Origin of the sequence: Xanthomonas sp. NCPPB 1638, from assembly GCF_041475635.2 — a bacterium.
GTDB classification, from domain to species: domain Bacteria; phylum Pseudomonadota; class Gammaproteobacteria; order Xanthomonadales; family Xanthomonadaceae; genus Xanthomonas; species Xanthomonas cucurbitae.
The window spans coordinates 4,580,411-4,606,083 of record NZ_CM192984.1 but is presented as its reverse complement, the minus strand read 5'-3'; the positions used below and the strand labels follow the sequence as shown (position 1 = coordinate 4,606,083).

Genomic DNA, 25,673 nt, shown 5'->3' with positions numbered 1-25,673 from the left:
GCGCGGCCGGCAACAGCCGCATCACCAATCCCACATCGCGCCGTCTTCCAGGCGCGCGATGGGCAGCTGTTTAGGCACATAGGGATACCTGGCGGCCAGCGCCTCGTCGATGTCCACGCCATGCCCGGGGGTTTCGCCGCAGTGCAGGCGCCCGTCGCGGAACACGTAGTCGTGCGGGAACACCGCATTGGCCTCGTCGGAATGGAACATGTATTCCTGGATGCCGAAGTTGGGCACCCAGGTATCGAAGTGCAAGGCCGCGCCCATGCACACCGGCGACAGATCGGTGGCGCCGTGGAAGCCGGTGCGCACCTGATGCAAGGCCGCGAAGTCGGCCAGCCTGCGCACGTGGGTGATGCCGCCGGCATGGACAATCGTGGTGCGGATGTAGTCGATCAGCTGCTGTTCGATCAGGTGCTTGCAGTCCCAAATCGAATTGAACACTTCGCCCACTGCCAATGGCGTGACCGTGTGCTGGCGAATGAGTTCGAACGCACGCTGGTTTTCCGCAGGCGTGGCGTCTTCCAGCCAGAACAGCCGGTAGGGCTCCAGATTGCGGCCCAGGCGCGCGGCTTCGATCGGGGTGAGCCGGTGATGCGCATCGTGCAGCAGCTCGATCTCATCGCCGTGGTCGTTGCGCAGTTGCTCGAACAACTTCGGCACCACACCCAGATAGCGCGGCGTGGACCACACGGTTTCGGTGGGCAGTTCGCTTTCGGCCGGCTCGTACGGCTTGCCGCCGCTGGAAATGCCATAGGTCTTCTTGATGCCGGGCACGCCGCATTGCGCGCGGATGGCGATAAAGCCCATCTCGCGAAAACGGGCCACTTCGTCACTGGTTTCGGCGATATCGCGGCCGTTGGCATGGCCATAGACCAGCGCACCTTCGCGCGAGCGCCCGCCCAGCAACTGATACAACGGCATGCCGGCCATCTTGCCCAGGATGTCCCACAGCGCCACGTCCACCGCGGCAATCGCGCTCATCGTCACCGGGCCACGCCGCCAGTACGCACCGCGGTAGAAGAACTGCCAGATGTCCTCGATGCGCCCGGCGTCGCGACCGATCAGGTTCGGCACCAGATGTTCCTGCAGGTAGGCCGCCACCGCCAGTTCGCGGCCGTTGAGCGTGGCATCGCCCAGCCCGGTGATGCCCGAACGGGTGCGGATCTTCAGGGTGACGAAGTTGCGCCCCGGGCAGGTGACGATGACGCGCGCCTCGACGATCTCGCGATCGCGGGCCGAACCTTGCAGCGGAGCGGGGGAGTCGGGGGTCTGTGACATCGGGATCTGCCTCATGGGGAAAGGGGGGCGGTGACGGGGAGTTCGAAAGGACCGGCCGGCAGGCCGCTGCGGTCGTACAGCGTGCACACCGGGCTGTCGGCCCAGCAGTAGCGCACCCGCACCGCATCCATGCCGGAAGGAATGCGCAGGTGGACGAGGCGCTGCTGCACGCTGGCGCTGGCGTAGCGGCAGCTGCCAGCCGCCGCGCCGCAGATTTCGAAGCCGATCGGCGCATCGTTGCCGTAACTCAGCAGCGTGGTGTCCACATCGTCGAAGGCGATGCGCACGCTGTGGCCATCGCGCTGCACGGACCGTGGTACCGGGCCCGAGGGCGCCACCGCTTCGCCATACACCACGTGCCGCGCCGCGCGTGCCAGCCGCCGGCCCAGTTCCTGCTTGTTAGCCGGATGGATGTCGTAGCGGTCGCCGATGTCGATGGCCACGGCCAGGCCCGCGTGCGCGTCTTCGGCCACGAAGCGGCGCTGCGCCTCGCGCAGCTGCGCCCAACCGCTTTCCACCGGTTGCGTGGGCGGCGCGCCGTAGTTGGCCAGCTGCACCATCAGCAGCGGCAGCGTTGCACCGAAGCGTGCACGCCAGTCGCGCCGCCAGGCGTCGAGCAAGGCCGGGTAATGCACGGCATCGCCGGCATTGGATTCGCCCTGGTACCACAGCACTCCGCGCAGGCCGAGAAGGCCGAGCGGGGCGATCATGCCGTTGTACAAGGTGGTCAGCCCTGCGGCCGAGGACCACGGCGCCCGCGGGGGCGAGCCCAGCTGCGGCGGCACGATGCGGTAGTGCCACGGCGCGGCCAGCGGCAGCGTGCTGCCATCGGCAAACTGCAGCGCACGCGAGGACGCATCGCCCAGCAATCCACCACGGCGATACGTGTTGAGGACGTTGAGCACGATGCTGTTGCGCCCGGCATGCAGGTGGCCGCGCGGCAGCGCATAGCGGCGCGGTTGATCGGCCCCGTAGCTGCTGCCGACGCCAACACCGTTGACCCAGGTCTGGTCTAGCTCGTCCACCGGCCCCAGCACCAGGGTGGCTTCCTGCGCTGCCTGCGCGGGCGTCAGCTCCACGCTGGTGCGATACCAGACCATGCCGTTGAAGCCCACCAGCTGCGGCACGCCCCAGTCGTCCCATGCGCCCAGCGCGGCAGGTGCGGGTTGCCACGCGCCCGGCGCATCCGGTTGCCACGGCTCGCCTTCGCCATGCGCATGCCACCATGCTTCCCACAGCCGTGCCCAGCGCGGCGCCGCGTCCGTCGGGCTGTCGGCATAGCGTGCCAGCACATCCAGTGCCGGGCCATCGTCGCCGGCCGCGCGCAGTGCCGCCTCGCCGATCCAGGCCTGCAGCTGCGAGCCGCCCCACGAGGCGTTGATCAACCCCATCGGCACGGAGACGGTCTTGCGTAGTTCGCGCGCGAAGTAGTAGCACGCCGCCGAAAAGTCCTTCACCGTGTCCGGCGTGGTCGGCTGCCATTGCGCCGCGCCGCCAAAGCCACGCTGTGGCGTGGGGCTGGATTGCGCCGGCACCTTGAACATGCGGATGGCCGGTTGATCGGCATCGGCGATCTCGCTGCGCGCATCCAGCGTGCGATGCACCTGCAATTCCATGTTGGATTGACCCGAACACAGCCACACATCGCCGATCATCACATCGGCCACCTGCTGTGTCGCACCGTCGGCGCTGCTGGCGGTCAGCGTGTACGGTCCGCCGGCTGCATGGGCGGGCAGCTGCGCCTGCCAGTGGCCTTGGCGGTCTGCGCGCACCTGTTGCTGCTGGGTCTCCAATTGCACCCGCACGCGCGCGCCGGGCGCCGCATCGCCCCATACCCGAATCGGCGCATCGCGTTGCAGCACCACATGGTCCTGGAACAGCGGATGCAACAGCGGCGCATCGGCGGCGCAGGCCACATCGATTGCAAGCGTGGCAAGCAGCAGGGGCAAACCACGCAGGCTCATTTCGGATTCCCCGGTGCATAGGGAAATTTCAGGCCCTGGTAGTACGCCAGCGGATGCGCCGGCGCGGCCACGCCCGGTGGCAAGGCACGCCCGGACACGCTCTGGAAATAGGCGATGCTGGCATCGCGCCACCACTGCGCTTCGTCCTGCTGGATTGCCAGAAACCCGGCTACCTGCCGATAGCGCGGCGCATCGATGCGGCCGGCCAGGCCTTGCCAGGTCGCACGCATCGCCCGCACCTCGTCCACGCCATGGTCGTAATGCCACACCAACTCGTCCCACAGCGTCCGCCCGGAGGCCATGCGCCGGTCCCAGGAGACATGATGGAACCACAGCAGAGACTGCTCGGGCACCTTCCGCACATCGCCGAACACCCGCGCCACCGGTGCGGCGTACTGCGCCACTGCATTGCTGCCGCTGGCGCTGCGGTCAAAGCCAATGCCGTTGCGGTCGGCGCGGTGGTAATACACCGGGTCCCAATCCGGGCGCTCGCTGCCGGCATCCCAGGGCGCCGGGCCGTAATGATGGCCGCGCCCCATCAGGTGGTGCAGGCCCAGCGGCGTCATGTAGTCCACCACGGCCTCGCGCGAGCGCAGCAGCATGCCCACCACCGGCGTGACCACGGCCGGATCGTTGGACAACGTCATGCGCACCCAGTCCTGCGCCATCGCCTCCGGCGACAACGACGGATTCCAGGCCAGCCGTCCATAGGCATACCAGTTGGCCTGATCGAAGATCGAGCCGCTCCAGTTGCGGTCCGACCCGATGTTGGCAACGCCGGCCATGCCGGTCAGCCGAGGGCGTTTGGCATCGTTGAACACGCTGCCATCCACCGTCTTCGCGACGGTCGAGCCCTTGCCGCGCGCATAGGTATCGGCCTGCAAGGTCTCGGCGAACAAGCTGCCCAGATATGCCAGGTGCGTGGAAAAGCCAAGGTATTCCTTGGTGATCTGGAACTCCGGCATCAGCGGCGTCTTGCGCATCGCGCCGAACAGCGGATGGAAGGGCTCGCGTGGCTGGAAATCGATGGCGCCGTTCTTCACCTGCACGATCACGTTGTCGGCAAACGCGCCATCGAGCGGCATGAATTCGCTGTACGCCTGCTTGGCGCGGTCGTCGGGCTGCTCGTGCGAATACACGAACGCACGCCACATCACCACGCCACCATGCGGCGCCAGCGCAGCGGCCAGCAGGTTCGCGCCATCGGCATGCGTGCGCCCGTAATCCTGCGGGCCGGGCTGTCCTTCGGAATTGGCCTTGACCAGAAACCCGCCGAAATCCGGAATGCGCGCATAGATCGCATCGGCGGTCTCACGCCACCAGCGCTGCACCTGCGGGTCCAGTGGGTCGGCGGTGGGCAGCCCGCCGATCTCGATCGGCGCACTGAAGCGGGCGCTGAGAAACACGCGGATGCCATACGGCCGAAAGACCTTGGCCAGCGCGGCGGCCTTGTCCAGGTACTGCGGCGTCAGGCTCCAGGCCTTGGCGTTGACATTGTTGAGCACGGTGCCATTGATGCCCAGCGAGGCATTGGCGCGTGCGTAGTCGGTGTAGCGCGGATCCAGATAGCCCGGCAAGGTCTGCCAGTTCCACAGCGAGGCGCCGGCATAGCCGCGCTCCACCACGCCATCGAGATTGTCCCAGTGATTGAGCATGCGCAGCTGCAGCCGCGGCGACTCACGCACGTTCAGTGCGGTCAGCGCCTGGCCAGTCTGCAGCAGACGCAGGAAATGAAATGCGCCATAAAGCGCACCGATATCACTGCCGCCCACGATCGCGATGCTGCGGTGATCGTCCACGGTAACGGACTGGATCAGGTAGCCCTCGCGGCCAAGATCGGCGGTAGACAGCTTCAGGGCTGCTACCTGCGGCGCATTGGCCGGACCCAGCAGCAGCGTACCGTCGCGCGTGACCGCATCAGTGGGTGGCGGCGCGGCGCCCAGCAGGCCCTGCAGGCCACGTTCCAGCTCCTGGCGCGCGGCCTGCAGGGTGGGCGAATCGCCAACGACCACCAGTGCCTGGGTGTGTTCGCGCAATGCAGTGGCCTTGTCCACCGGCTGGTAGCGCAACCACAGCTCGTAGCCATCTTCGGCATGTACCTGCGCAGCAGGCAGAAACACGCCGCAGAGCAGCATCAGCCCCATCAGTAACAGCGCAGCCATCGGGACGCGCTCATTGCCGCTTGCCTGCCTGCTCATGACATTTGCTCCACTGCAGGTAACGCATCGTTGCGTGTCTCGCCGCTCTGTCTGCTTCCCGGTACCATGGTTTGCATCGCCGTGTATGCCGTGGGTGCGGAGTTCATTGCCGCGGTCGGTGTGCATCGTGCAGCTTTCGCACTCACTTGAAGAGGCCACGCTTGGAGAAGGTCAGGAAATCGGTCCGCCGCACCAGCCGCGCGACCACCATCGACGAGGTGGCGGCGCTGGCGAAAGTGTCGCCGATGACGGTCTCGCGTGTGGTCAACAACAACGGCAGTGTGCGCCAGGCCACCCGCGAGCGCGTCATGCGCGCAGTCGACAAACTCGGTTACATGCCCAATCTCGCCGCCAGCGCATTGGCCGCCGCGCAGAGCACGCGCATCGCGCTGATCTACAGCGACCCCAGTGGTGCCTACCTGCGCGAGTTGTTGCTCGGCGTGTTGCGGGTGGCTTCGCGCACTTCGATCCAGCTGGTGATCGACTGCTGGGACGACCTGGATGCCGATGCCGAGCGCCGTGCCGCACGCAAACTCGCCAAGGGCGTGGCCGGAGTCATCCTGCCGCCGCCGTTGTGCGAGTCCCGCGCCGCAGTGCTGGAGCTGGTGCGCGCCAAGGTGCCGGTGGTGGCGATCGCCTCCAATCATTTCAGTCCCGATGTGGCCTGCGTGCGCATCGACGAATTCGCTGCCGCCAAGGAAATCACCGAGCATCTGATCGTGCAGGGGCATACGCGGATCGGCTATATCGCCGGGCATCCCAACCTGTCGGCCAGTACGCGGCGTTTCGAAGGATTCCAGGCGGCCTTGTCCGATGCCGGTTTGCGGCTGGACCGGCATCTGGTGCAGCCGGGCGATTACACCTACCGCTCGGGGTTGCTGGCCGCGGAAAAATTGCTGGCACGCAAGCGCCGGCCCAGCGCGATCTTCGCCAGCAACGACGATATGGCCGCCGCCGCCATTTCGGTGGCGCACCGGCGCGGCATGGATGTGCCGCGCGACCTGTCGGTGGTGGGATTCGATGACACCTCTGCCGCCACCGCCGTCTGGCCCGAACTCACGACGGTGCAGCAGCCCATTGCCGCCATGGCCGATGCCGCGTTGGACATCCTGCTGAAGACGATACGCGCCAAGGAGCGGACGCCGAAGATGGTCGATCATGTGGTCGCGCACCTGCTGGTCAAGCGGGATTCGGTGGCCGTACCGCCATCGGTCGATCCGGCCGAATAGACAGCGCTGACGGAAGGCTGCGCAGTCCCTTGGTTGCCGCAGCCGGTGTCGGTCACCAAGCTGTCTGGACTGTGGGCCCCGCCCATGCGGCTGCCGTCTGCGAACAGCTGCGCGTTTGCGTCGGTGGCCATTGCCGTTACGTTTCCTCCCTGCATGCGCCGCGCTCGCAGCGCATGCAGGGCACGCACACGCATGTGCATCAACACATGCGTACGCTGGTGGGTCACCGCGTCAGATACTGATTGATGAGGTTCTCGTAGGCTTCCTGGCGGCCGCTGATCTGCGTGGGCGCATTGCCGGCAGCGTGCTTGGCCAGGTCGGCCAGCGTGCTGCTGCCGTTGGCAAACGCCGCACCGGCGCCGCTGTCGAAGCTGGCGTAGCGCTCTTTGCGCCAGGTTTCCAGCGGCGAAGCCGTCAGCAGTGCATTGGCCACTTCCAGCCCGCGCGCGAACGCGTCCATGCCACCGATATGCGCCAGGAAAAGGTCCTGCGGGTCGGACGATTCGCGGCGCACCTTGGCATCGAAATTCAAGCCGCCCGGTGCCAGCCCGCCCTGGCGCAGCACCACCAGCATCGCGCCGACAGTGTCATACAGGTCGGTCGGGAACTGGTCGGTGTCCCAGCCGTTCTGCGGGTTGCCGCGGTTGGCATCGATGCTGCCCAGCAGGCCGGCATCGCTGGCAACCTGCAGATCGTGCTCGAAGCTGTGGCCGGACAGCGTGGCGTGGTTGGCTTCGATATTGAGCTTGAAATCCTGATCCAGGCCGTGCTGGCGCAGGAAGCCGATCACCGTGGCGCTGTCGAAGTCGTACTGGTGCTTCATCGGCTCCATTGGCTTGGGCTCGATCAGGAAGTTGCCCTTGAAGCCGATCGCGCGACCGTAATCACGTGCCAGGGTCAGGAAGCGCGCCATGTTGTCCTGCTCGCGCTTCATCTGGGTGTTGTGCAGGCAGGCATAGCCTTCGCGGCCACCCCAGAACACGTAGTTCTCGCCGCCCAGCTCCACCGTGGCATCGATGGCAGCCTTGACCTGCACCGCGGCGCGCGCCACCACGTTGAAGTCCGGGTTGGTCGATGCGCCATTCATGTAGCGCGCATGCGAGAACAGGTTGGCGGTGCCCCACAGCAGCTTGATGCCGGTATCGGCCTGGCGCTGCTTGGCGATGCCCACCATGTGCTTGAGATTCTTTTCGTACTCGCCGATGTCATCGGCATCCGGTGCCAGATCGATATCGTGGAAGCAGTAGTACGGCACGCCGAGCTTGGTGAAGAATTCGAAGGCGGCGTCGGACTTGGCTTCGGCACGATTGAGCGCGGTGTTGCCTACATCCCACGGATACGCGCGCGTGCCCGGGCCGAACGGATCGGCGCCGTTGCCGCAGAAGCTATGCCAGTAGGCCACGGCAAAACGCAGATGCTCGGCCATGGTCTTGTCGCCGATCTTTTTGTTGGCGTCGTAGACCTTGAACGCGAGCGGATTGTCGGAGTCGCGGCCTTCGAAGCCGATCTTGCCGATGCCGGGAAAGTATTCCTTCGCGCCGATGTAGACGGTGTTGCTCATGGGGTGAACTCCTGCAAAAAGGGGAAGGGCGTGCCGGGAGGAGTGGAGCAAAAAATGTTAGCGCTACCACAACCGCGACCGAAAAAAGCCGCGCCGGGTAGCGAAGCTGGAAGTGTCATGCCCATCCCAGGTGAATTGGTCTTGCCGACTTTACCCAGCCAGCCGCCGAAAGGCTTGCTGCGCTGCGAGATGCAAGTTGTTGCGTAGTGCCAAGGTGTGGTGATGGCTGGCGGTTGGTAGGTTGGGGCGTACGGCCCTCACCCGCCCTTCGGGCACCCTCTCCCGCAGGCGGGAGAGGGGACCATCAGGAGAGGAAACTGTCGGGCAAGGGCTGGGTAGGAGGCCTTCCCCCGTCCACGGGGGAAGGTGCCCGAAGGGCGGATGGGGGCAGCCACCTCTGGCCTCACGCCCCAATCCCAATCCCAATCCCCCCGGCAGCTACAATGGGCGGCTCATGACCGCTGTCCTGCCGCTGCCGCAACCCCTGGCCGACCCCGCGCCGCGCACTGCGCGCCCGCGGTTGCCGTCCGATCAGCTGCGCCTGGGCAAACGGCTGCAGCGCCAGGTGGGCCAGGCGATCGCCGACTTCGGCATGATCGAGGCCGGCGACAAGGTGATGGTATGCCTGTCCGGTGGCAAGGACAGCTACACCTTGCTGGACATGCTGCTGCAGTTGCAGCGCAAGGCACCGGTGCCGTTCACACTGGTGGCGGTGAACCTGGACCAGAAGCAGCCGGAGTTCCCTGCCGACGTGCTGCCCCGTTATCTGCGCGAGCAGGGCGTGCCGTTCGACATCGTCGAGCAGGACACCTACTCGGTGGTCAGCCGGGTGATCCCGGCCGGCAAGACCCTGTGTTCGCTGTGCTCGCGGCTGCGGCGCGGGGCCTTGTACGCCTACGCGCAGGCGCATGGGGTGACCAAGATCGCGCTCGGCCATCACCGCGACGACATCGTCGCCACGTTCTTCATGAACCTGTTTCACCACGCGCGCCTGGCCGCGATGGCGCCCAAGCTGCGCAGCGACGACGGGGCGCATGTGGTGATCCGCCCGCTGGCCTATGTGCGCGAAGCCGATATCGCCGCCTACGCACAGCTGCGGCAGTTCCCGATCATTCCGTGCAACCTGTGCGGCAGCCAGCAGAACCTGCAGCGCCAGCAGGTGGGCCGCATGCTGCAGCAATGGGACCGCGACCATCCGGGGCGGGTGGAACAGATTGCGCGCGCGCTGGGCGATGTACGGCCCGAGCAACTGGCCGACCGCAGCCTGTTCGATTTCCAGGCGCTGGGCCGCCCCTCCGACGCCAGCGCGCCCGATCCCACCGCCTGGCACGCCGCCGCCGACAGCACACACGCCAGCGACTGACGCGCCCGCCAGGTCGCCGTCGGTCTTCCACCTCCACGTTGTTCTTCTTCGGTCTTACGCATGTTCTTTCGCAATCTCACGCTGTTCCGCTTTCCCACCACGCTGGATTTCACGCAGATCGAAACGCTGCTGCCGCAAGTGCAGCTCAAGCCGGTCGGCCCGCTGGAAATGAGTTCGCGCGGGTTTATCTCGCCCTTCGGCCGCGACGAGCAGGAAGTGCTCTCGCACCGTCTGGAAGAGTTTCTCTGGCTCACCATTGGCGGCGAAGACAAGATCCTGCCCGGCGCGGTGGTCAACGACCTGCTCGAGCGCAAGGTCGCCGAGATCGAGGAAAAGGAAGGCCGCCGCCCCGGCGGCAAGGCGCGCAAGCGTTTGAAGGACGACCTGACCCACGAATTGCTGCCGCGCGCCTTCGTCAAGAGCTCGCGCACCGACGCCATCCTGGACCTGCAGCACGGCTACATCGCGGTCAACACCTCCAGCCGCAAGAGCGGCGAGAACGTGATGAGCGAGATCCGCGGCGCGCTCGGCAGCTTCCCGGCGCTGCCGCTCAATGCCGAAGTCGCCCCGCGCGCCATCCTCACCGGCTGGATCGCCGGCGAGCCGCTGCCCGAAGGCCTGAGCCTGGGCGAAGAATGCGAGATGAAGGACCCCATCGAAGGCGGTGCGGTGGTCAAGTGCCAGCACCAGGAACTGCGCGGCGACGAGATCGACAAGCACCTGGAAGCCGGCAAGCAGGTCACCAAGCTGGCCCTGGTGCTGGACGACAACCTGTCGTTCGTGCTCGGCGACGATCTGGTGATCCGCAAGCTCAAGTTCCTCGACGGCGCGCTGGACCAGCTCGAACACAGCGAGGACGACGGCGCACGCGCCGAACTGGATGCGCGCTTTGCGCTGATGAGCGCCGAAATCCGCCGGCTGTTCCTGTTGCTGGAAACCGCGCTGAAGCTCAGCAAGGCCGAGTGATGCGGCGTGCGGCCGGGCGTGGCGGACACGCGCCCGGCCGCATCGCACCGGAGTGCCACCTGGCCTGCGCACCGCGCCGCCCCCGTGCCCCGCAGTCCGGTGGCCGCATCGCATGCCGTGCCAGGATCTGGCCTGCAAGCGCTCACCACCTGACCCAGTGCGGGGCTATCCTGTGCGCATGTTCAAGCCCGTCCGCCGCCTGATCGCGCCCGCCCCGCACGTCGTCGAACGCGATTGCCTGCACGTGCAGCTGGATGGTCAGGCGATCGAGGTGTTGCGCGTGCGCGATCCGCGTGCGCGGCGGATCAAGCTCAGCGTGGACGAGCGGGGCGCGCGGCTCACCTTGCCGCCGCGGGCAAGCCTGGTGGCCGGCGAGCGCTTCGTGCACGCGCATCTGGATTGGCTGGGCACGCAGCTGTCGCGTTACCAGCAGGCCGATGCGTTTCCGGCGCTGCAACGTGGCGTGCCCGGGCTACTGCCCCTGCGCGGCGCGCTGCTGCCCCTGTGCTGGCACGAAGGCCGCTACGCACGCATCGAACTCGATGACAACGGCGTGCACTTCCATCTGCCAGCGCGGCTGGGCGAAGCGGGCCTGCGCCGCACCCTGAAGGAATTCTACGAAGCGCAGGCGCGCGCCGATGTCGGCCGCTGGCTACCCAGCTATCTACCGGGGCTGCCGCGTCCACCGGCGCGTTTGCGGCTGAAGGTGATGTCCTCGCAGTGGGGCTCGCTGGCACCGGACGGCTCGATGGCGCTGGATCTGGCGCTGGTGCTCGGCCGCTCGTCGGCATTCGAATACGTGCTGGTGCACGAACTCTGCCATCTGCTGCAGGCCAACCACTCACCGGCGTTCTGGGCCGAGGTGGAACGGCGTTTTCCCACATGGCGCGACGAACGCAGCTACTTCCACGAACACGGCCGCCAGCTCAAGGCGCAGTTGCGGCGCTTGCTGCAACCCAGTTAGTCCAGGCGACTTGCGCCACCGCTTGACGGCATCACCGCGCACGCGAGCCGGCGTTTTTCACACGTGCGGCGCGGGCAATGACCCCAGAAATCCAGTGATGACCGCTGCCACCGGCTGCGGGGTTTCCATCTGCACATGGTGCGTGCCCGGCAGCAGCGCCAGGCGCGCATCGGCCACCATCGCCACCCGGTGATCGCGCAGTTCATCGGAAAAATACGGCTGCGCCGGTGTGGCGAAGATCGCCTGGGTCGGGCACACGATGGAGGCCAGCAGCGCGTCGATCTGCGCTTCGGTCATGCGGATGGCGGTGGGCAGGGTCAGGCGTGGATCGGTGCACCAGCTGTAGCCGCCCTCGACCACGCGCAGGCCGCGCTCCACCAGCAGCCGTGCCGCCGGCTCGGTGAGCTGATTGGCCATCATGCGTGCGCGGATCGGCGCTTCTATCGAACCAAACACCCGCAACGGCCGCTGCGACAGGGTACGGGTCGAGCGCACCGAATCGCGCAGCCGTTCGGCGGTGCTTTCCACCGGTTCGGCCAGCGCGCCCAGTGCCTCGATGACCACCAGCGCCTCGATGCGTTCGGGCGCGGCGGCGGCCATCAGGCTGGCCACCCCGCCGCCCAGCGAATGGCCGAGCAGGGTGAAGCGCTCCCAGCCCAGCGCATCGGCGACCTGCAGCAGCGTGTGAATGGCGCTGCTGAGGGTGTATTCGGCGCCCACCGGCAGCCACGCACTGTGGCCGTGGCCGGGCAGGTCCAGCAGCACCAGATCCAGGTCCGGCGCCGGCAGGTGCGCACTCAACGGCACGAAGCTGGCGGCATTGTCGAGCCAGCCGTGCAGTGCCAGTACCCGGCGCGGTCCCCGCTCGGTATTGCGCAACCCGGTGACACGGCCAATGGTCACTTCACAGTCGAACGGTTCCAGCCTCACGCGCGACGCGCCAATGCGGCCAATGCCTGCGCATGTGCCGGGGTGGCGTTGAGGCAGGGGATGTAGCGGAGCGTGGCGCCGCGTTCGGCCAGCGTTTCGGCAAAGCCCAGCGCCACTTCCTCCAGGGTTTCCAGGCAATCGGTGGCAAAGCCCGGGCACACCAGGTCGAAGCTGCGCACGCCGCCCTCGGCCAGTTTCCAGAGCGTGGGTTCTGCGTACGGCTGCAGCCAGCGCTCGGAGCCGAAGCGCGATTGGTAGCCCATCTGCCACTCGTCCGGCCCCAGGCCCAGCGCGGAGACGATCGCCTGCGCACTGCGCTCGCACTGCTGCGGGTACGGGTCGCCCGCATTGGCCACGCGTTGCGGCAGGCCGTGGAAGGAAAACATCAACTTCTCGCTGCGCCCGTGCACCTGCCAGTGCGCGCGGATGGAGTCGGCGATCGCCGTCACCCAGCCGGCGTCTTCGCAGTACTCCTGGATTACCTCTACCGCGATCTCCGGCGCGCTGCGGCGCCAGGCGTCCACCACGTCCTGGATCGAGGCGGTGGTGGTGGTCGAATACTGCGGGTACAGCGGCAGTACCACGATGCGTTGGATACCGCGTGCGCGCAGGCCATCGAGCGTCTTGCGCAGCGCCGGCTCGCCGTAGCGCATGGCCCATTCCACCTGCCAGCCGGGCATCACTTCTTTCAGGCCTTCTGCCAGGCGCCGCGTGTAGACCGCCAGCGGCGAGCCGTCGGGCAGCCACACCTTGGCGTATTTCTCGGCCGACTTGGGACCGCGGATCGGCAGGATCACCCCGTACAGCAGGGGCTTCCAGAACAGCGGCGGAATCGCGACCACGCGACGGTCGCTGAGGAACTCGGCCAGGTAGCGGCGCACTGCCGGCGCGGTAGGCGCTTGCGGCGTGCCAAGGTTGACGACCAGCAGGGCGGATTCGGGGGAGGTGTTCATGCCGGCCATTCTGGCAGAGCCGGGCATCCCTGCCGACACCAGCGCACCGATCGGTGTGATCGGCGCGCGCTTGGGCGCCGGTTGCGCTCACCACCGATTCATTGCCTCACCACTAACGTCGCCCCATTGCTATCTTTGACGGACCGCCCCTTGGAGCTTGTCATGCCTCGTTTGTCGCGCCTGGCGCTATTGTTGTCGCTGACCCTTGCCGCCGGCCATGCCGTTGCCGGCCCGGAAGAAGACCAGCGTGCGCGCAACGCGGTGCGGGTGCTCAACGAGATCATGAAGATTCCCGAGCAGGCCATCCCGGACAAGCTGCTCGACGAGGCACGCGCCATCGTGGTCATCCCCGACACGCTCAAGGCCGGCCTGGTCATCGGTGGTCGCCGCGGTCATGGCCTGATGTCGATGAAGAACGCCGACGGCAGCTGGTCGCAGCCGGTGTTCGTCAAGCTCACCGGCGCCAGCATCGGCTTCCAGGCCGGCGTGCAGTCCTCCGACGTGGTGCTGGTGTTCCGCAACGACCGCAGTCTGGACAATATCGTCAACGGCAAGTTCACCCTGGGCGCCGATGCCGGCGTGGCCGCAGGCCCGGTGGGCCGCAATGCCGCCGCCGCCACCGACGGCCAGCTCAAGGCCGAGATCTGGTCGTGGTCGCGCGCGCGCGGGCTGTTCGCCGGTGTGGCACTGGATGGCGCGGTGCTGCAGATCGACGATGCCGCCGACCTCAACGCCTACGGCGGCGGTGCCACCCCGCGCATGATCTTCGAAGGCCGCACCAACGAGCGCCCGTCCACCGACGTGGTCGCCTTCCGCGACCGTCTGGAAGAGGTCACCTACACCGCACGCGCCAATCGCAACAGCGACGGCGACGACACCGTGCCGCCGCCGCCACACGCAGCGGCCGCTACGCAGGTTTCGGCATCGCCCGCACCGCCGCCACCGGCCAACGCCGCCAGCACGGTGCCGATGCAGCCCGCTGCCACACCGCCGGCGCAGCAAGGCTTCCAGCCGGTCTCCGAGGGCGAGATCCGCACCGAATCCCTGGACGGCACCCGCTGACGGGCTGTCATCCCCCTGCGCGGTGCGCTGGGGTATCCTGCGTCTTCCCTCTTCTTCAGCAAGCGAGCAGATCATGGGCGGTTTCAGCATTTGGCACTGGCTGATCGTGCTGGTGATCGTGCTGCTGGTGTTCGGTACCAAGCGGCTCACCAGCGGTGCCAAGGATCTCGGCAGCGCGGTCAAGGAATTCAAGAAAGGCATGCACGACGACGACAAGCCGGCCGGCAAGCTCGGTGACGACTCCCGCACTGCCGAGCAGGCGCGTGAGGCGCAGGCCGAACGCGACCGCGACGCGCGCTGACCCGGAGCAGCGTCGGTGTTTGACATTGGTGTTGGCGAACTGACGCTGATCGCGGTCGTCGCTTTGGTGGTCCTCGGTCCCGAGCGCCTGCCCAAGGCCGCCCGCTTCGCCGGGCTGTGGGTGCGCCGCGCGCGCATGCAGTGGGATTCGGTCAAGCAGGAACTGGAACGCGAACTGGAGGCCGAAGAACTCAAGCGCAGTCTCCAAGACGTGCAGGCCTCGTTGCGCGAGGCCGAAGGCCAGTTGCGCAACACGCAGCAGCAGGTCGAACAGGGCGCACGCGCGCTGCACGAGGATGTCAGCCGCGATATCGACATCCGCAGCAGCGCCACGCCGGCGGCCACGCCGCTGGAGCTGGCGCATGCGGATCCGGCGGCTGGCGCCAATGCCCAATCGGTCGCCGTCGCGGCAGAGGCTTCCGGCCATGTGGCTGCCGCACCAGTGATTGCACAGGCGCAGCCGATCGCTCCGGCGCCGCATCAGGCACCGATACCGGCGCCGCACAAGACCCTGGTGCCGGCACCGCGTGCCGCGCACACTGCCAGCGCACAGATGCCAGTGGGCAGACCGGCGCACGAGCCGGGGACCGCACCGGCTCCGGCTGCACCGAGCACCTTGCAGGAGAAGCAGCCGTGAGCCTGTTCGATGATGCGCAGGCCGAAAGCAGCCTGATCGAACATCTGGTGGAATTGCGCGCCCGCCTGGTGCGCGCGCTGATCGGCCTGGGCGTAGTGCTGCTGATCCTGCTGCCGTTCTCGCGGGCGATCTATTCCTGGCTGGCCGCGCCGCTGATCTCGCAACTGCCGCTGGGGCAGACCATGATCGCGATGAACCCGGCCGGCGCGTTCTTCGCCCCGTTGAAGCTGACCTTCTTCGTGGCGGTGTTCATCAGCGTGCCGTGGCTGCTGTATCAGGCCTGGGCCTTCGTGGCGCCGGGGCTGTACCAGCGCGAGAAGAAGCTGGCTTTCCCGCTGCTGGCCTCGGCGGTGGCGCTGTTCTACATCGGCTGTGCGTTCGCCTACTTTCTGGTGCTGCCGGCGGTGTTCCACTTCCTGACCACGTTCAAGCCGGACGTGATCGCCATTACCCCGGACGCCAATTCCTATCTGGATTTCGTGCTGGCGATCTTCTTCGCCTTCGGTGCCAGTTTCGAACTGCCGGTGGCCCTGGTGATCCTGGTGCTGCTGGGCTGGGTCAGCCCCAAACAGCTCAGCGAGGGCCGCGGTTACGCCATCGTCGGTATCTTCATCCTGGCCGCCGTGCTCACCCCGCCGGACGTGGTCTCGCAACTGATGCTGGCCATCCCGATGTGCCTGCTCTACGAGCTGGGCATCATCGCCTCGCGGGCGGTGGGGCCGAAGGAAAGCTAGTCATCGCGTGGCCGTCCCAAGCCACCGACATTTCCCGTAGGAGCGCACCCGGGCGCGACGAAGCGTTCCCAGGAAGGCCCATCGCGCCCGGGTACGCTCCTACGGCGGCAGGCCGACACATCCGGCGAACACCGGCATCAGCACCGCCATCCTCCTGAGCGCGATGTACGGCGAACTGACGGTCCGGATCGACACGACCGGCCGCGCCGCAAGTGGCTTACTCCAACTTCAGCGGCGTGGGGCACTGCGCGCGCACCATGGAGCCAATGGCGTAGGAGCGCACCCGGGCGCGACGAAGCGTTCCCAGGAAGGCCCATCGCGCCCGGGTGCGCTCCTACGGCGGCAGGCCGACACATCCGGCGAACACCGGCATCACACCGCCATCCTCCTGAGCGCGATGTACGGCGGACTGACGGTCCGGATCGACACGACCGGCCGCGCCGCAAGTGGCCTATTCCAACTTCAGCGGCGTGCGGCACCTGCGCGCGCACCATCGAGCCAATGGCGTAGGAGCGCACCCGGGCGCGACGAAGCGTTCCCAGGAGGGCCCATCGCGCCCGGGTGCGCTCCTACGGCCGCAAGCCGTCAGGCCGCGAAGACATCCGGCCGTGCGGGCGGTGCGGGCGGTGCGGCGGCGCCTTCGTGGGCGAACATCTGCTTCCACGCCGCGTAGATCGAGCCGGCGAACACCGGCATCAGCACCGCCATCATCGATAGCTGCAACAGCCACACCGCCACGGTCTGCCCGGCCACCATCGCGACGATCAACGCCACGATGGTCGCCCCGAAATAGATCGCGAAGAGGGTGATGAAGGCCAGCACGAAGAACACCAGCATCGCCGGCAGGTTGTGCAGGCTGGCGCGCAGGCTCTCGCGCAGCGCCTGGCCGCCGGTGCTGCGGTCGAACATCACCTGCGGCGGCATCACGAATAGCGCCAGCGTCATCGCCGCGAAGGTGGCGATGGTCAGCAGCAGCCACAGCAGGATGCGCCCGGCCGGCAGGCTGGCCGCCAGCTGTTCGATCTGCACCGGGTCCGGCTGGGCGCCGGACTGGCTGATCTGGTTGATCTTGTTCATCACCTCCGCCAGCTGCTGCAGCCCGCTGGAGCCGATCATCACCAGCAGCAGCACGCCCAGCAGCAGGCCGGCGATCAGCTGCGGCAGCAGCGACACCAGCAGGTGCGGCGCGCGGCCGTCCTGCAGGCCGTGCAGCAGATGCGAGGGCTTGGCGATGCGGCCTTCGTCCACTTCGCGGATCGCCCATAGCAAGCCGCCCATGAACAGTGGGCCGGCCAGCACCAGCAGGAACTGCAGGGCCGGGCCCAGCAACGGCACCAGCACCGACAGCGACACCACCAGCGAGGCGGCCACGCTCCAGATCACCCCCAGCGAGCCCAGCGCCAGCGGCGCCCGCTTCAACAGCGAGAAACCGGTCAACAGCCACTCCGCGCCGGCAGACGCCGGCACCTTACGAATTTCGCTCATTCCCATTCCGGCTCGATACGCGCGCCGGACCATCCGGCGTGAGGCGATTATCGCTGCTTTTACGTGTGCGCGGCGGGATGAATGTTCACCGTCTGCAGACCGCGTGCGTGGTGCACGAACCGGCGCAGCAGCTTGCGCGCCACCGGCGCGGCGGTGACCTCGCGGGCCACGGTGCGGGCGCAGTGGCCATGGCGGGCGATGCACTCGGCGCGTGCGCGCACGTAGCCGCGCATGTGGTGGGTGGCGAACTCCGGGTGGAACTGCACGCCCCAGGTGGCCCGGCCCCAGCGAAACGCGTGGCAGCGGTCCTGGCGCGAATGGGCCAGCACGATGGCGCCGTCCGGGGCGCGCACCACCGTCTGCAGGTGGGTGGCATGGGCCGGGAACTGCGTCGGCAGGCCGGCAAACAACGGGTCCTGCCCGGCCGGTGGGTGCAGTTCCAGCGCGATGGTGCCCGACTCGCGCCCGGCTGGGTTGTAGTCGACCTCGCCACCGAGCGCATGCGCCAGCAGCTGGTGCCCATAGCAGATGCCCAGCAGCGGCATGCCCTGGTGCGCGGCGGTGCGCAGCCACTCGGCGCTGCGTTCGCTCCAGTCGGCGCGGTCGGTGACGAAGGCGGCCGAGCCGCTGACGATGATCCCGGCAAAGCCGGCCGGGTCGGGCAGCGCATCGCCATTGGCGACGTCGATGGCCACCGTCTCATGCTCGGCCAGCCCTGCGGCCACGCGGATCCAGTGCGGAAAACGGCCGTATCGCTTCATCGCCGGCACGGGTTGCCCGGTTTCGATGATGAGAAACGGCAAAACGGACATGCGCGAACACCCGGACACCACAGATGCCCCCGATTGTAGGCGGCAGTGGCGGGTTTTTTTCAAGCCGCGCCCCGGTCCGGGCGTTGCGGGTCATTGCCGAATGACATGTCCTGATTCCCTGCAAGTGGGGTCGGTGGGATGGCCACGGCGGTGGCGTGCCCTGGATATCGGCCGCCAATGGCGCCACTGGACGCCTTGGACCTGAAATCCCGGCCTGCCGAGGGGATCGCCTACTCGCGCGGCGGCAACACCGACAGCACCTCTTCGATGGTGGTCAGCCCGGCGGCAACCTTCTCCAGGCCGGTGCGGCGCAGCGTGCGCAGGCCTTCGCTGCGGGCGGCGTGGCTGAAGCTGGCCAGTTCGGTGTCCGGGCGGATCAGGGTGCGCAGGCGCGGGGTGACCGGCAGCAGTTCGTACAGGCCCACCCGGCCCAGGTAGCCGGTGCGGCGGCATTCCAGGCAGCCGACCGGCGCGTGCACGTTCAGCGGCTCCGGCAGCGCTTCGCCGGGTTCGCGCAGAGCCGCCCAATCGGCATCGCTGAGCGTGTGCGGGCGCTTGCAATGCACGCACAGCGTGCGCACCAGCCGTTGCGCCAGCACGCCGTTGAGCGTGGAGGCCACCAGGTAATGCGGTACGCCCAGATCGAGCAAACGGGTGATCGCCGACGCCGCATCGTTGGTATGCAGCGTGGACAGCACCAGATGCCCGGTGAGCGAGGCCTGCACCGCCATCTGCGCGGTTTCCAGGTCGCGGATCTCGCCGATCATGATGATGTCCGGGTCCTGCCGCAGCAGCGTGCGTACGCCGCTGGCAAAATCCAGGTCGATGTTCTGCTGGACCTGCATCTGGTTGAACTCGGGCGCGATCATTTCGATCGGGTCTTCCACGCTGCACACGTTCACGTCCGGCGTGGCCAAGCGCTTGAGCGTGGAATACAGCGTGGTGGTCTTGCCCGAGCCGGTCGGGCCGGTGACCAGCACGATGCCGTGCGGGCGTTCCACCAGCGCGCTCCAGCCGGCCGCTTCTTCCGGGCTGAAACCCAGCTGCTCGATGCTCTTGAATGCGGAATCCGGATCGAAGATGCGCATCACGCATTTCTCGCCGAAGGTGGTGGGCATGGTGGACAGGCGCATTTCCACCTCGCGCCCGCCCGGCGAGCGGGTCTTGATGCGGCCGTCCTGCGGGCGGCGGCGTTCGGCCAGATCCATGCGGCCCAGCACCTTGATGCGGCTGACCACCGCGGTCATCACCGACGGCGGCACTTCCAGCACCTTGTGCAGCACCCCGTCGATGCGGAAACGCATGCGCCCGGCTTCGCGGCGCGGCTCCAGATGGATATCGCTGGCCCGCTGTTCGTAGGCGTACTGCAGCAGCCAATCGACGATATGCACGATGTGGTGGTCGTCGGCGTTGACGTCGCCGGCGCGGCCCAGTTCCACCAGCTGTTCGAAGCTGGGCAGGCCCACGTTGGATTCGGTGCTGCGCGCATCGCCACGCGCCCCGCGCACTGATTGGGTGACGCCGAAGAACTCCATCGTGTAGCGATGCAGGTCCAGCGGATTGATGAGGGCCAGCTCGATGCGGCGGCGGCTCAGGTGTTGCACGTCGGCCAGCCACTCCAGCGCCAGCGGCTCGCTGGTGGCGATCAACACGCGCTCGGCATCCAGCGCCAGCGGCAGGATGCGGTGCCGGCGTGCGTACGCATGCGAGACCACGCCGGTGACGGCGGCCACATCGATGCGGGTGGGGTCGATGCGCAGATAGCGCAGCCCGGTGCGGGTGGCCAGCCATTCGGTGAGCCGTTCCAGGCCCAGCTCGCCGGCTGGCGGCTGGGCGGCATGCAGTTTGAGGTTGGCCAGCAGCACCAGCGGATGCACCTCGCTGGCGTTGCGCACGCCGGCGGCGGAGAACTGCACGCGCTCGTGTTCGTGCGGCACCACCATGTCATCGGCCAGCAGGGCAGCTGCCACTGGGTCGAACATCAACCGGCCGCGCGGCAGGAGTGCCGCTGCGCTGTCCGGGTCGGCGCTACGCCGCTGTTCCATGCTGGTTGCCCCCTGCCACGATCCTCCGCGGCAAAGCGCTGCGGGTCGGTCGGTATACTAGCGCACCCCTTTCGCACGGCCCTTGCTGCATGTCCGATTCCCCCCGCGTTCCAATCACGTTCCAGGGCCTGATCCAGACCCTCAACCAGTACTGGGCCGAGCAGGGCTGCGTGCTGATCCAGCCGCTGGACCTGGAAGTGGGCGCGGGCACGTTCCACCCGGCCACCTTCCTGCGTGCGCTGGGACCGGAGCCGTGGAATGCGGCCTACGTGCAGCCCTCGCGCCGCCCCACCGACGGCCGCTACGGCGACAACCCCAACCGCCTGCAGCGTTACTACCAGTACCAGGTGGCGATGAAGCCCAATCCGGACAACATCCAGGACCTGTACCTGGGCTCGTTGCAGGCACTGGGCATCGATCCGCTGGTGCACGACCTGCGCTTTGTCGAAGACAACTGGGAATCGCCCACGCTGGGCGCCTGGGGCCTGGGCTGGGAAGTCTGGCTCAACGGTATGGAAGTCACCCAGTTCACCTATTTCCAGCAGGCCGGCGGGCTGGAGTGCAAGCCGGTGCTGGGCGAGATCACCTACGGGCTGGAGCGGCTGTGCATGTATCTGCAGAGCTGCGACAACGTCTACGACCTGGTGTGGACCTACGGCCCGGATGGCACCGCAGTGACGTATGGCGATGTGTACCACCAGAACGAGGTGGAGCAGAGCACCTACAACTTCGAGCATGCGAATGTTGCTGAGCTGTTCCATCGCTTCGATGCCTGCGAAGCCGAAGCCAAGCATCTGGTGGAGGTCGGCCTGCCGTTGCCGGCCTATGAGCAGGTCACCAAGGCCAGCCACGCCTTCAACCTGCTGGATGCGCGCCGCGCCATCAGCGTGACCGAGCGCCAGCGCTACATCCTGCGCGTGCGCGCGCTGGCGCAAGGCGTGGCGCAGGCGTATCACGCGCAGCGCGAGAAGCTGGGGTTTCCTGGCGTGAAGAAGTAACCAAGAGCCCCTCTCCCGCGGGAGAGGGGTTGGGGTGAGGGTACGAGGCGCAGCCCTCATGCACCCAAACTCCACAGAGCTTCGCCCGTCCCCTCATCTGCCCCTGCGGGGCACCTTCTCCCCCATGAAGGGGGACAATGTCCCGACGGGAGAAGGAAGCAACAAGCCCCTCTCCAACGGGAGAGGGGTTGGGGTGAGGGTACGTGGCGAAGCCCTCACGCACCCAAACTCCACAGAGCTTCGCCCGTACCCTCATCCGCCCCTTCGGGGCACCTTCTCCCGACGGGAGAAGGGAATACGCAAAGGTCCATGTCACATGAGCGAACAACTTCCCCTGCTGATCGAACTGGGCACCGAAGAGCTGCCGGTCAAGGCGCTGCCGGGTCTGGCGCAGGCCTTTTTTGATGGCGTGCTGAGCGGTCTGGAAAAGCGCGGCGTGGCGGTCACGCGCGGCGCTGCCAAACCCCTCTCCACCCCGCGCCGCCTGGCGGTGCTGTTGCCGGGCGTGGCCACCGAGCAGCCGGAGCAGCGCTCCGAAGTGCTGGGCCCGTACCTCAACATCGCCCTCGATGCCGACGGCCAGCCGACCAAGGCACTGGCCGGCTTCGCCGCCAAGGCCGGTATCGACTGGACCGCGCTGGAGCGCACCAGCGATGCCAAGGGCGAGCGCTTCGTACACCGCGCAGTGACACCGGGTGCGCGCACCGCCGCGCTGCTGCCGGAGATCCTGCGCGAGGCCATTGCCGCCATGCCGATCCCCAAGCCGATGCGCTGGGGCGCGCACGACTACGCCTTCGCCCGGCCGGTGCAGTGGCTGGTGCTGCTGTTCGGCAGCGAGGTGATTCCGGCCCAATTGCTGGGCGTGCGTGGCGACCGCGTGACGCGCGGCCACCGCTTCATGCATGACGGCGCCGTGTCGTTGGCCGCGCCGGGCGAGTACATCGACGCGCTACGCGCCGCGCACGTGCTGGTGGATGCCGATGCGCGCCGCGCGCGCATCGTCGAAGAGGTCGAAGCGGCCGCCAGGCAGGCCGGCGGCAGCGCGCGTATCAGCGACGATAATCTTGAACAGGTGGTCAACCTGGTCGAATGGCCGTCGGCGGTGCTCTGCAGTTTCGAGCGCGCGTTCCTGGCGGTACCGCAGGAAGCGCTGATCGAAACCATGGAAATCAACCAGAAGTTCTTCCCCGTGCTGGACGACGGCGGCAAGTTGACCGAGCAGTTCATCGGCATTGCCAATATCGTCTCCAGGGACGTGGCCGAAGTGGCCAAGGGCTACGAGCGCGTGATCCGCCCGCGCTTTGCCGATGCCAAATTCTTCTTCGACGAAGACCTCAAGCAGGGCCTGCAGGCGATGGGTGAAGGCCTGTCCAGCGTCACGTATCAGGCCAAGCTGGGCAGCGTGGCCGACAAGGTCGCGCGCGTGGCGGCGCTGGCCGAAGCGATTGCGCCGCAGGTCGGTGCCGACCCGGTGCAGGCGCGTCGCGCTGCGGAACTGGCCAAGAACGATCTGCAATCGCGCATGGTCAACGAGTTTCCGGAACTGCAGGGCATTGCCGGCCGGCATTACGCCAAGGCCGCTGGCGAGCCTGGCGAAATTTCGCTGGCGATCGATGAGGCCTACCAGCCACGGTTTGCCGGCGACGACATCGCACTGTCGCCGCTGGGCAAGGTGCTGGCGATCGCCGAGCGTCTGGATACATTGGCCGGCGGGTTTGCGGCTGGGCTTAAACCGACCGGCAACAAGGATCCATTTGCGTTGCGGCGTAATGCGTTGGGGTTGGCGCGGACGGTGATTGAGTCGGGGTTTGATCTGGATTTGAAGGCGACGTTGGTGACTGCATCCAAGTTGCTGCCATGGGATCGCTTGGTCAGAAAAGCTACGCTGCCGAACGAGGCAACGATTCCTGAAATCGACTCAGCGCAGCACGCACAGCTTGCCCAAGAAATCTTCGACTTCATCCTCGACCGCCTACGTGGCTACTACGCCGACAAAAAAGTGCCGGCAACCCACTTCAACGCCGTCGCTGCATTGTTCTCGGTCGCGCCCGGGGGCGCTCCTACACCGGATAGCGTAGGAGCGCACCTGGGCGCGACTCACGGCTCCCTCTACGACTTCGACCGCCGCATCGATGCCATCGGTAGTTTCGCCACGCTGCCCGAAGCCGAAGCCTTGGCTGCCGCCAACAAGCGCATCCGCAATATCCTGCGCAAGGTCGATGTCGAGATCCCCGGCGATATCGACACCAGCCTGCTACGCGAACCGGCCGAACAAGCGCTGGCCGAAGCGGTGCAGGCGGCCATCGGTGATACCGGTGATGCCTTACACCGCCACGACTACGTCGCCGTGCTCGCGCGCCTGGCCCGCCTGCGCCCGCAGGTGGATGCATTCTTCGACGGTGTGATGGTCAATGCCGACGACCCCCAGCTGCGTGCCAACCGCCTGGCCCTGCTCAAACAGCTCGGCGACCGCCTGGGCAGCGTTGCCGCCATCGAGCACCTGTCCAGCTGATGTCCAGCCCCGCCGGCGCGACACACTGGCATAACGCCCAGGCGGCGCTGGCACGGCGCGACCTGGGCGTGGCGGCAGCGGCGCTGCAGACCTTGCTGGAGGTGGAGCCCACGCATGTGGCCGCGCGCATTCTGTTGGCCGGCACCGTGCTGGCACGCGGCAGGATGCGCGAGGCGGTCGCGCAATTGCTGTTGGCGGCCAGGGATCTAGGTGATGCCGATGTCGCCATGCGTTGTCGGCTGGCGCAGGCCTTGCTGCGCGTGGGCGAGCATCGCCAGTTGCACCTGCTGCTGCGTCATCCCTCGGTGCAGCGGTGCGCCGAGGGTGCAACGCTTGCCCTATTGGCGCATGTGCATCAGTCCCTGGGTGAGCATCCCGAGGCGCTGGCAATGATGCAACGCGCGCAGGCCTGCGGCTTCGATGGTGCCGATTTCCGCTTCTTCCTGGCGGTGCAGTTGCAGTTCAACGGCCGGCTCGATGAAGCGGCGCACGCGCTCGATCACGCCCTGGCGCTCAAGCCCGGCTACGGCCGCGCCGCGTTGACAAGAGCGCGGCTGCGCCGTCAAACGGCGGACAGCCAGCATGTCGAGCAACTGCGCCAGCAGCTGCAGCACGCCGCCCCGGACAGCGAAGACCGCGCCGGGTTGGCGTTCGCGTTGTACAAGGAGCTGGAGGATCTCGGCCAGACCGAGGCCGCCTGGGACGCGCTGCAGCACGGCAATGCGGCGATGCACGCGCGGCTGCGTCACGATGCCGACGCCGAAGCGGCGCAGTATGCACAGTTGGGTGCCTTGGCCGCGCAGGGCGTGTTCGCCACCGGCGACAGCATGGCGGTGCAGGGTCCACAGCCGATCTTTGTGCTTGGATTGCCGCGTTCGGGCACCACGGTGCTGGAGCGCTTGCTGGGTAATCATTCGCAGATCGTGTCGGCCGGCGAGTTGAACGATTTCGGCCATCAACTCCGCTGGGGCGCCGACCAGGCCGGCCGCAGCCTGTTGGAAACAGGCCTGCTGCAGGCGCTTCCCACGCTGGATTACGCGCAGATCGGCCAGCGCTATCTGGAACAGACGCAGTGGCGTGCCGGGGCGGCGCGCTGGTACATCGACAAGCTACCAGCCAATGCAGTGGCGATCGGCCCGATCGCACGCGCGCTGCCCAATGCCTTGATCGTGCATCTGGTGCGTGAGCCGATGGCGGTGTGCTTTTCCAATTATCGCGCGCTGTTCGGCGATTCCTATGCGTATAGCTACGATCTGCAGACGCTGGCGCGGCATTACCAGGCGTATCACGCGCTGATGGCGCAGTGGCGGGCCGCGTTGCCCGGGCGGGTGATCGACGTGGATTATGCACAGATGGTGCGCGACCCCGGCGCAGTGTTGGAACAGCTGATGGCGCGCTGCGCACTGCACTGCGAGCCTGGCCAGGTGGATATCACCCGCAATGCCGCGGCATCGGCCACGCTGAGCAGCGTGCAGGTGCGCGAAGGCGTGCACGGGCGCAATCTGGAAGCGTGGCGCCGCTATGCGGTGCAACTGGAACCGTTACGGCTGGCGCTGGCGCATGCCGGGTTGATCGATACGAGCGCTACCTGAGCATGCCAATGCAGCCCATTGCACCGCGCGTGGGCGCAGGCGACGCGGCCTGAAACGCCAACGGCAGCCGTCACGGCTGCCGTTGGG

Annotated in this window: 20 protein-coding genes; 11 read left to right on the top strand and 9 right to left on the bottom strand. The window is 67.2% G+C overall.

Annotated elements, in window-relative coordinates:
* Positions 1-21: 21 nt before the first annotated feature.
* From manD to ACCQ13_RS20010, 3 genes are read right to left on the bottom strand one after another with little or no spacing between them, the layout of a single operon-like run.
* Positions 22-1,281, bottom strand: coding sequence for a D-mannonate dehydratase ManD (gene manD, locus ACCQ13_RS20020; RefSeq protein WP_104605409.1), 1,260 nt, complete (start codon positions 1,279-1,281; stop codon positions 22-24).
* A gap of 11 nt (positions 1,282-1,292) precedes the next feature.
* Positions 1,293-3,245 (bottom strand): sialate O-acetylesterase, encoded by a 1,953-nt coding sequence (locus tag ACCQ13_RS20015; protein ID WP_104605397.1) that lies wholly within the window; start codon positions 3,243-3,245, stop codon positions 1,293-1,295.
* Positions 3,242-5,407 (bottom strand): alpha-glucuronidase family glycosyl hydrolase, encoded by a 2,166-nt coding sequence (locus ACCQ13_RS20010; RefSeq protein WP_372372436.1) that lies wholly within the window; start codon positions 5,405-5,407, stop codon positions 3,242-3,244. The genes ACCQ13_RS20015 and ACCQ13_RS20010 overlap by 4 nt, the downstream gene beginning before the upstream one ends.
* A 197-nt stretch (positions 5,408-5,604) precedes the next feature.
* On the opposite strand from ACCQ13_RS20010, the gene ACCQ13_RS20005 reads away from it, so the two are divergent.
* Positions 5,605-6,672, top strand: a complete 1,068-nt coding sequence (locus ACCQ13_RS20005) for a LacI family DNA-binding transcriptional regulator (protein ID WP_167526986.1) — start codon at positions 5,605-5,607, stop codon at positions 6,670-6,672.
* Positions 6,673-6,895: 223 nt separating this feature from the next.
* On the opposite strand, the gene xylA is transcribed toward ACCQ13_RS20005, so the two are convergent.
* On the bottom strand, positions 6,896-8,233 hold the full coding sequence (gene xylA / locus ACCQ13_RS20000; protein WP_274392021.1) for a xylose isomerase: 1,338 nt from the start codon (positions 8,231-8,233) through the stop codon (positions 6,896-6,898).
* 454 nt (positions 8,234-8,687) lie between these two features.
* On the opposite strand from xylA, the gene ttcA reads away from it, so the two are divergent.
* From ttcA to ACCQ13_RS19985, 3 genes are all read left to right on the top strand, one after another.
* Positions 8,688-9,596, top strand: a complete 909-nt coding sequence (gene ttcA, locus ACCQ13_RS19995) for a tRNA 2-thiocytidine(32) synthetase TtcA (protein WP_159407858.1) — start codon at positions 8,688-8,690, stop codon at positions 9,594-9,596.
* A gap of 60 nt (positions 9,597-9,656) precedes the next feature.
* On the top strand, positions 9,657-10,562 hold the full coding sequence (locus tag ACCQ13_RS19990; protein WP_159407857.1) for a recombination-associated protein RdgC: 906 nt from the start codon (positions 9,657-9,659) through the stop codon (positions 10,560-10,562).
* A 178-nt stretch (positions 10,563-10,740) separates the two neighbouring features.
* Positions 10,741-11,526: a YgjP family zinc-dependent metalloprotease gene (locus ACCQ13_RS19985; protein WP_167526985.1), complete on the top strand. Its 786-nt coding sequence runs from the start codon at positions 10,741-10,743 to the stop codon at positions 11,524-11,526.
* 57 nt (positions 11,527-11,583) lie between these two features.
* Here ACCQ13_RS19985 and ACCQ13_RS19980 read toward each other — a convergent pair whose 3' ends face one another.
* Both ACCQ13_RS19980 and hemH read right to left on the bottom strand, forming a co-directional pair.
* Positions 11,584-12,450 (bottom strand): alpha/beta fold hydrolase, encoded by an 867-nt coding sequence (locus ACCQ13_RS19980; protein WP_167527029.1) that lies wholly within the window; start codon positions 12,448-12,450, stop codon positions 11,584-11,586.
* Between the two features lie 2 nt (positions 12,451-12,452).
* Positions 12,453-13,418: a ferrochelatase gene (hemH, locus tag ACCQ13_RS19975; protein WP_159408043.1), complete on the bottom strand. Its 966-nt coding sequence runs from the start codon at positions 13,416-13,418 to the stop codon at positions 12,453-12,455.
* Positions 13,419-13,571: 153 nt separating this feature from the next.
* Here hemH and ACCQ13_RS19970 point away from each other — a divergent pair, with 153 nt between their 5' ends.
* The 4 genes from ACCQ13_RS19970 (at position 13,572) to tatC (ending at position 16,142) form a co-directional block, all read left to right on the top strand.
* Positions 13,572-14,471, top strand: coding sequence for a lipid-binding SYLF domain-containing protein (locus tag ACCQ13_RS19970; RefSeq protein ID WP_167526984.1), 900 nt, complete (start codon positions 13,572-13,574; stop codon positions 14,469-14,471).
* Positions 14,472-14,544: 73 nt separating this feature from the next.
* The gene (gene tatA, locus ACCQ13_RS19965; protein WP_003484969.1) at positions 14,545-14,772 is read left to right on the top strand and encodes a Sec-independent protein translocase subunit TatA; all 228 of its coding nucleotides are present in this window, start codon (positions 14,545-14,547) and stop codon (positions 14,770-14,772) included.
* 15 nt (positions 14,773-14,787) lie between these two features.
* The gene (tatB, locus tag ACCQ13_RS19960) at positions 14,788-15,408 is read left to right on the top strand and encodes a Sec-independent protein translocase protein TatB (protein WP_104604919.1); all 621 of its coding nucleotides are present in this window, start codon (positions 14,788-14,790) and stop codon (positions 15,406-15,408) included.
* Positions 15,405-16,142, top strand: a complete 738-nt coding sequence (gene tatC, locus ACCQ13_RS19955; RefSeq protein WP_104604917.1) for a twin-arginine translocase subunit TatC — start codon at positions 15,405-15,407, stop codon at positions 16,140-16,142. The genes tatB and tatC overlap by 4 nt, the downstream gene beginning before the upstream one ends.
* A 585-nt stretch (positions 16,143-16,727) precedes the next feature.
* Here tatC and ACCQ13_RS19950 read toward each other — a convergent pair.
* The 3 genes from ACCQ13_RS19950 to ACCQ13_RS19940 all read right to left on the bottom strand — a co-directional run bounded on the left by ACCQ13_RS19950 (position 16,728) and on the right by ACCQ13_RS19940 (position 20,484).
* Positions 16,728-17,627, bottom strand: coding sequence for a BPSS1780 family membrane protein (locus ACCQ13_RS19950; RefSeq protein ID WP_104604910.1), 900 nt, complete (start codon positions 17,625-17,627; stop codon positions 16,728-16,730).
* A 59-nt stretch (positions 17,628-17,686) separates the two neighbouring features.
* Positions 17,687-18,439 (bottom strand): glutamine amidotransferase, encoded by a 753-nt coding sequence (locus ACCQ13_RS19945; RefSeq protein WP_159407855.1) that lies wholly within the window; start codon positions 18,437-18,439, stop codon positions 17,687-17,689.
* Positions 18,440-18,669: 230 nt separating this feature from the next.
* A complete protein-coding gene (locus ACCQ13_RS19940) occupies positions 18,670-20,484 on the bottom strand; it encodes a GspE/PulE family protein (protein ID WP_104604904.1) in 1,815 nt (604 codons plus the stop codon).
* 89 nt (positions 20,485-20,573) lie between these two features.
* Here ACCQ13_RS19940 and glyQ point away from each other — a divergent pair, with 89 nt between their 5' ends.
* The 3 genes from glyQ (at position 20,574) to ACCQ13_RS19925 (ending at position 25,586) form a co-directional block, all read left to right on the top strand.
* Positions 20,574-21,482: a glycine--tRNA ligase subunit alpha gene (glyQ, locus tag ACCQ13_RS19935; protein WP_104604892.1), complete on the top strand. Its 909-nt coding sequence runs from the start codon at positions 20,574-20,576 to the stop codon at positions 21,480-21,482.
* Positions 21,483-21,798: 316 nt separating this feature from the next.
* On the top strand, positions 21,799-23,994 hold the full coding sequence (gene glyS, locus ACCQ13_RS19930; protein WP_104604890.1) for a glycine--tRNA ligase subunit beta: 2,196 nt from the start codon (positions 21,799-21,801) through the stop codon (positions 23,992-23,994).
* The gene (locus tag ACCQ13_RS19925; protein WP_159407854.1) at positions 23,994-25,586 is read left to right on the top strand and encodes a tetratricopeptide repeat-containing sulfotransferase family protein; all 1,593 of its coding nucleotides are present in this window, start codon (positions 23,994-23,996) and stop codon (positions 25,584-25,586) included. Before glyS ends, ACCQ13_RS19925 begins: the two co-directional genes overlap by 1 nt.
* Positions 25,587-25,673: the final 87 nt, after the last annotated feature.

Excerpts from the sequence above, each read along its gene's own strand:
- manD (WP_104605409.1), bottom strand. The coding sequence starts at position 1,281 with ATGTCACAGACCCCCGACTCCCCCGCTCCGCTGCAAGGTTCGGCCCGC.
- ACCQ13_RS20015 (WP_104605397.1), bottom strand. The coding sequence starts at position 3,245 with ATGAGCCTGCGTGGTTTGCCCCTGCTGCTTGCCACGCTTGCAATCGAT.
- ACCQ13_RS20010 (WP_372372436.1), bottom strand. The coding sequence starts at position 5,407 with ATGGCTGCGCTGTTACTGATGGGGCTGATGCTGCTCTGCGGCGTGTTT.
- xylA (WP_274392021.1), bottom strand. The coding sequence starts at position 8,233 with ATGAGCAACACCGTCTACATCGGCGCGAAGGAATACTTTCCCGGCATC.
- ttcA (WP_159407858.1), top strand. The coding sequence starts at position 8,688 with ATGACCGCTGTCCTGCCGCTGCCGCAACCCCTGGCCGACCCCGCGCCG.
- ACCQ13_RS19990 (WP_159407857.1), top strand. The coding sequence starts at position 9,657 with ATGTTCTTTCGCAATCTCACGCTGTTCCGCTTTCCCACCACGCTGGAT.
- ACCQ13_RS19985 (WP_167526985.1), top strand. The coding sequence starts at position 10,741 with ATGTTCAAGCCCGTCCGCCGCCTGATCGCGCCCGCCCCGCACGTCGTC.
- hemH (WP_159408043.1), bottom strand. The coding sequence starts at position 13,418 with ATGGCCGGCATGAACACCTCCCCCGAATCCGCCCTGCTGGTCGTCAAC.
- ACCQ13_RS19970 (WP_167526984.1), top strand. The coding sequence starts at position 13,572 with ATGCCTCGTTTGTCGCGCCTGGCGCTATTGTTGTCGCTGACCCTTGCC.
- tatA (WP_003484969.1), top strand. The coding sequence starts at position 14,545 with ATGGGCGGTTTCAGCATTTGGCACTGGCTGATCGTGCTGGTGATCGTG.
- ACCQ13_RS19950 (WP_104604910.1), bottom strand. The coding sequence starts at position 17,627 with ATGAGCGAAATTCGTAAGGTGCCGGCGTCTGCCGGCGCGGAGTGGCTG.
- ACCQ13_RS19945 (WP_159407855.1), bottom strand. The coding sequence starts at position 18,439 with ATGTCCGTTTTGCCGTTTCTCATCATCGAAACCGGGCAACCCGTGCCG.
- ACCQ13_RS19940 (WP_104604904.1), bottom strand. The coding sequence starts at position 20,484 with ATGGAACAGCGGCGTAGCGCCGACCCGGACAGCGCAGCGGCACTCCTG.
- glyQ (WP_104604892.1), top strand. The coding sequence starts at position 20,574 with ATGTCCGATTCCCCCCGCGTTCCAATCACGTTCCAGGGCCTGATCCAG.
- glyS (WP_104604890.1), top strand. The coding sequence starts at position 21,799 with ATGAGCGAACAACTTCCCCTGCTGATCGAACTGGGCACCGAAGAGCTG.
- ACCQ13_RS19925 (WP_159407854.1), top strand. The coding sequence starts at position 23,994 with ATGTCCAGCCCCGCCGGCGCGACACACTGGCATAACGCCCAGGCGGCG.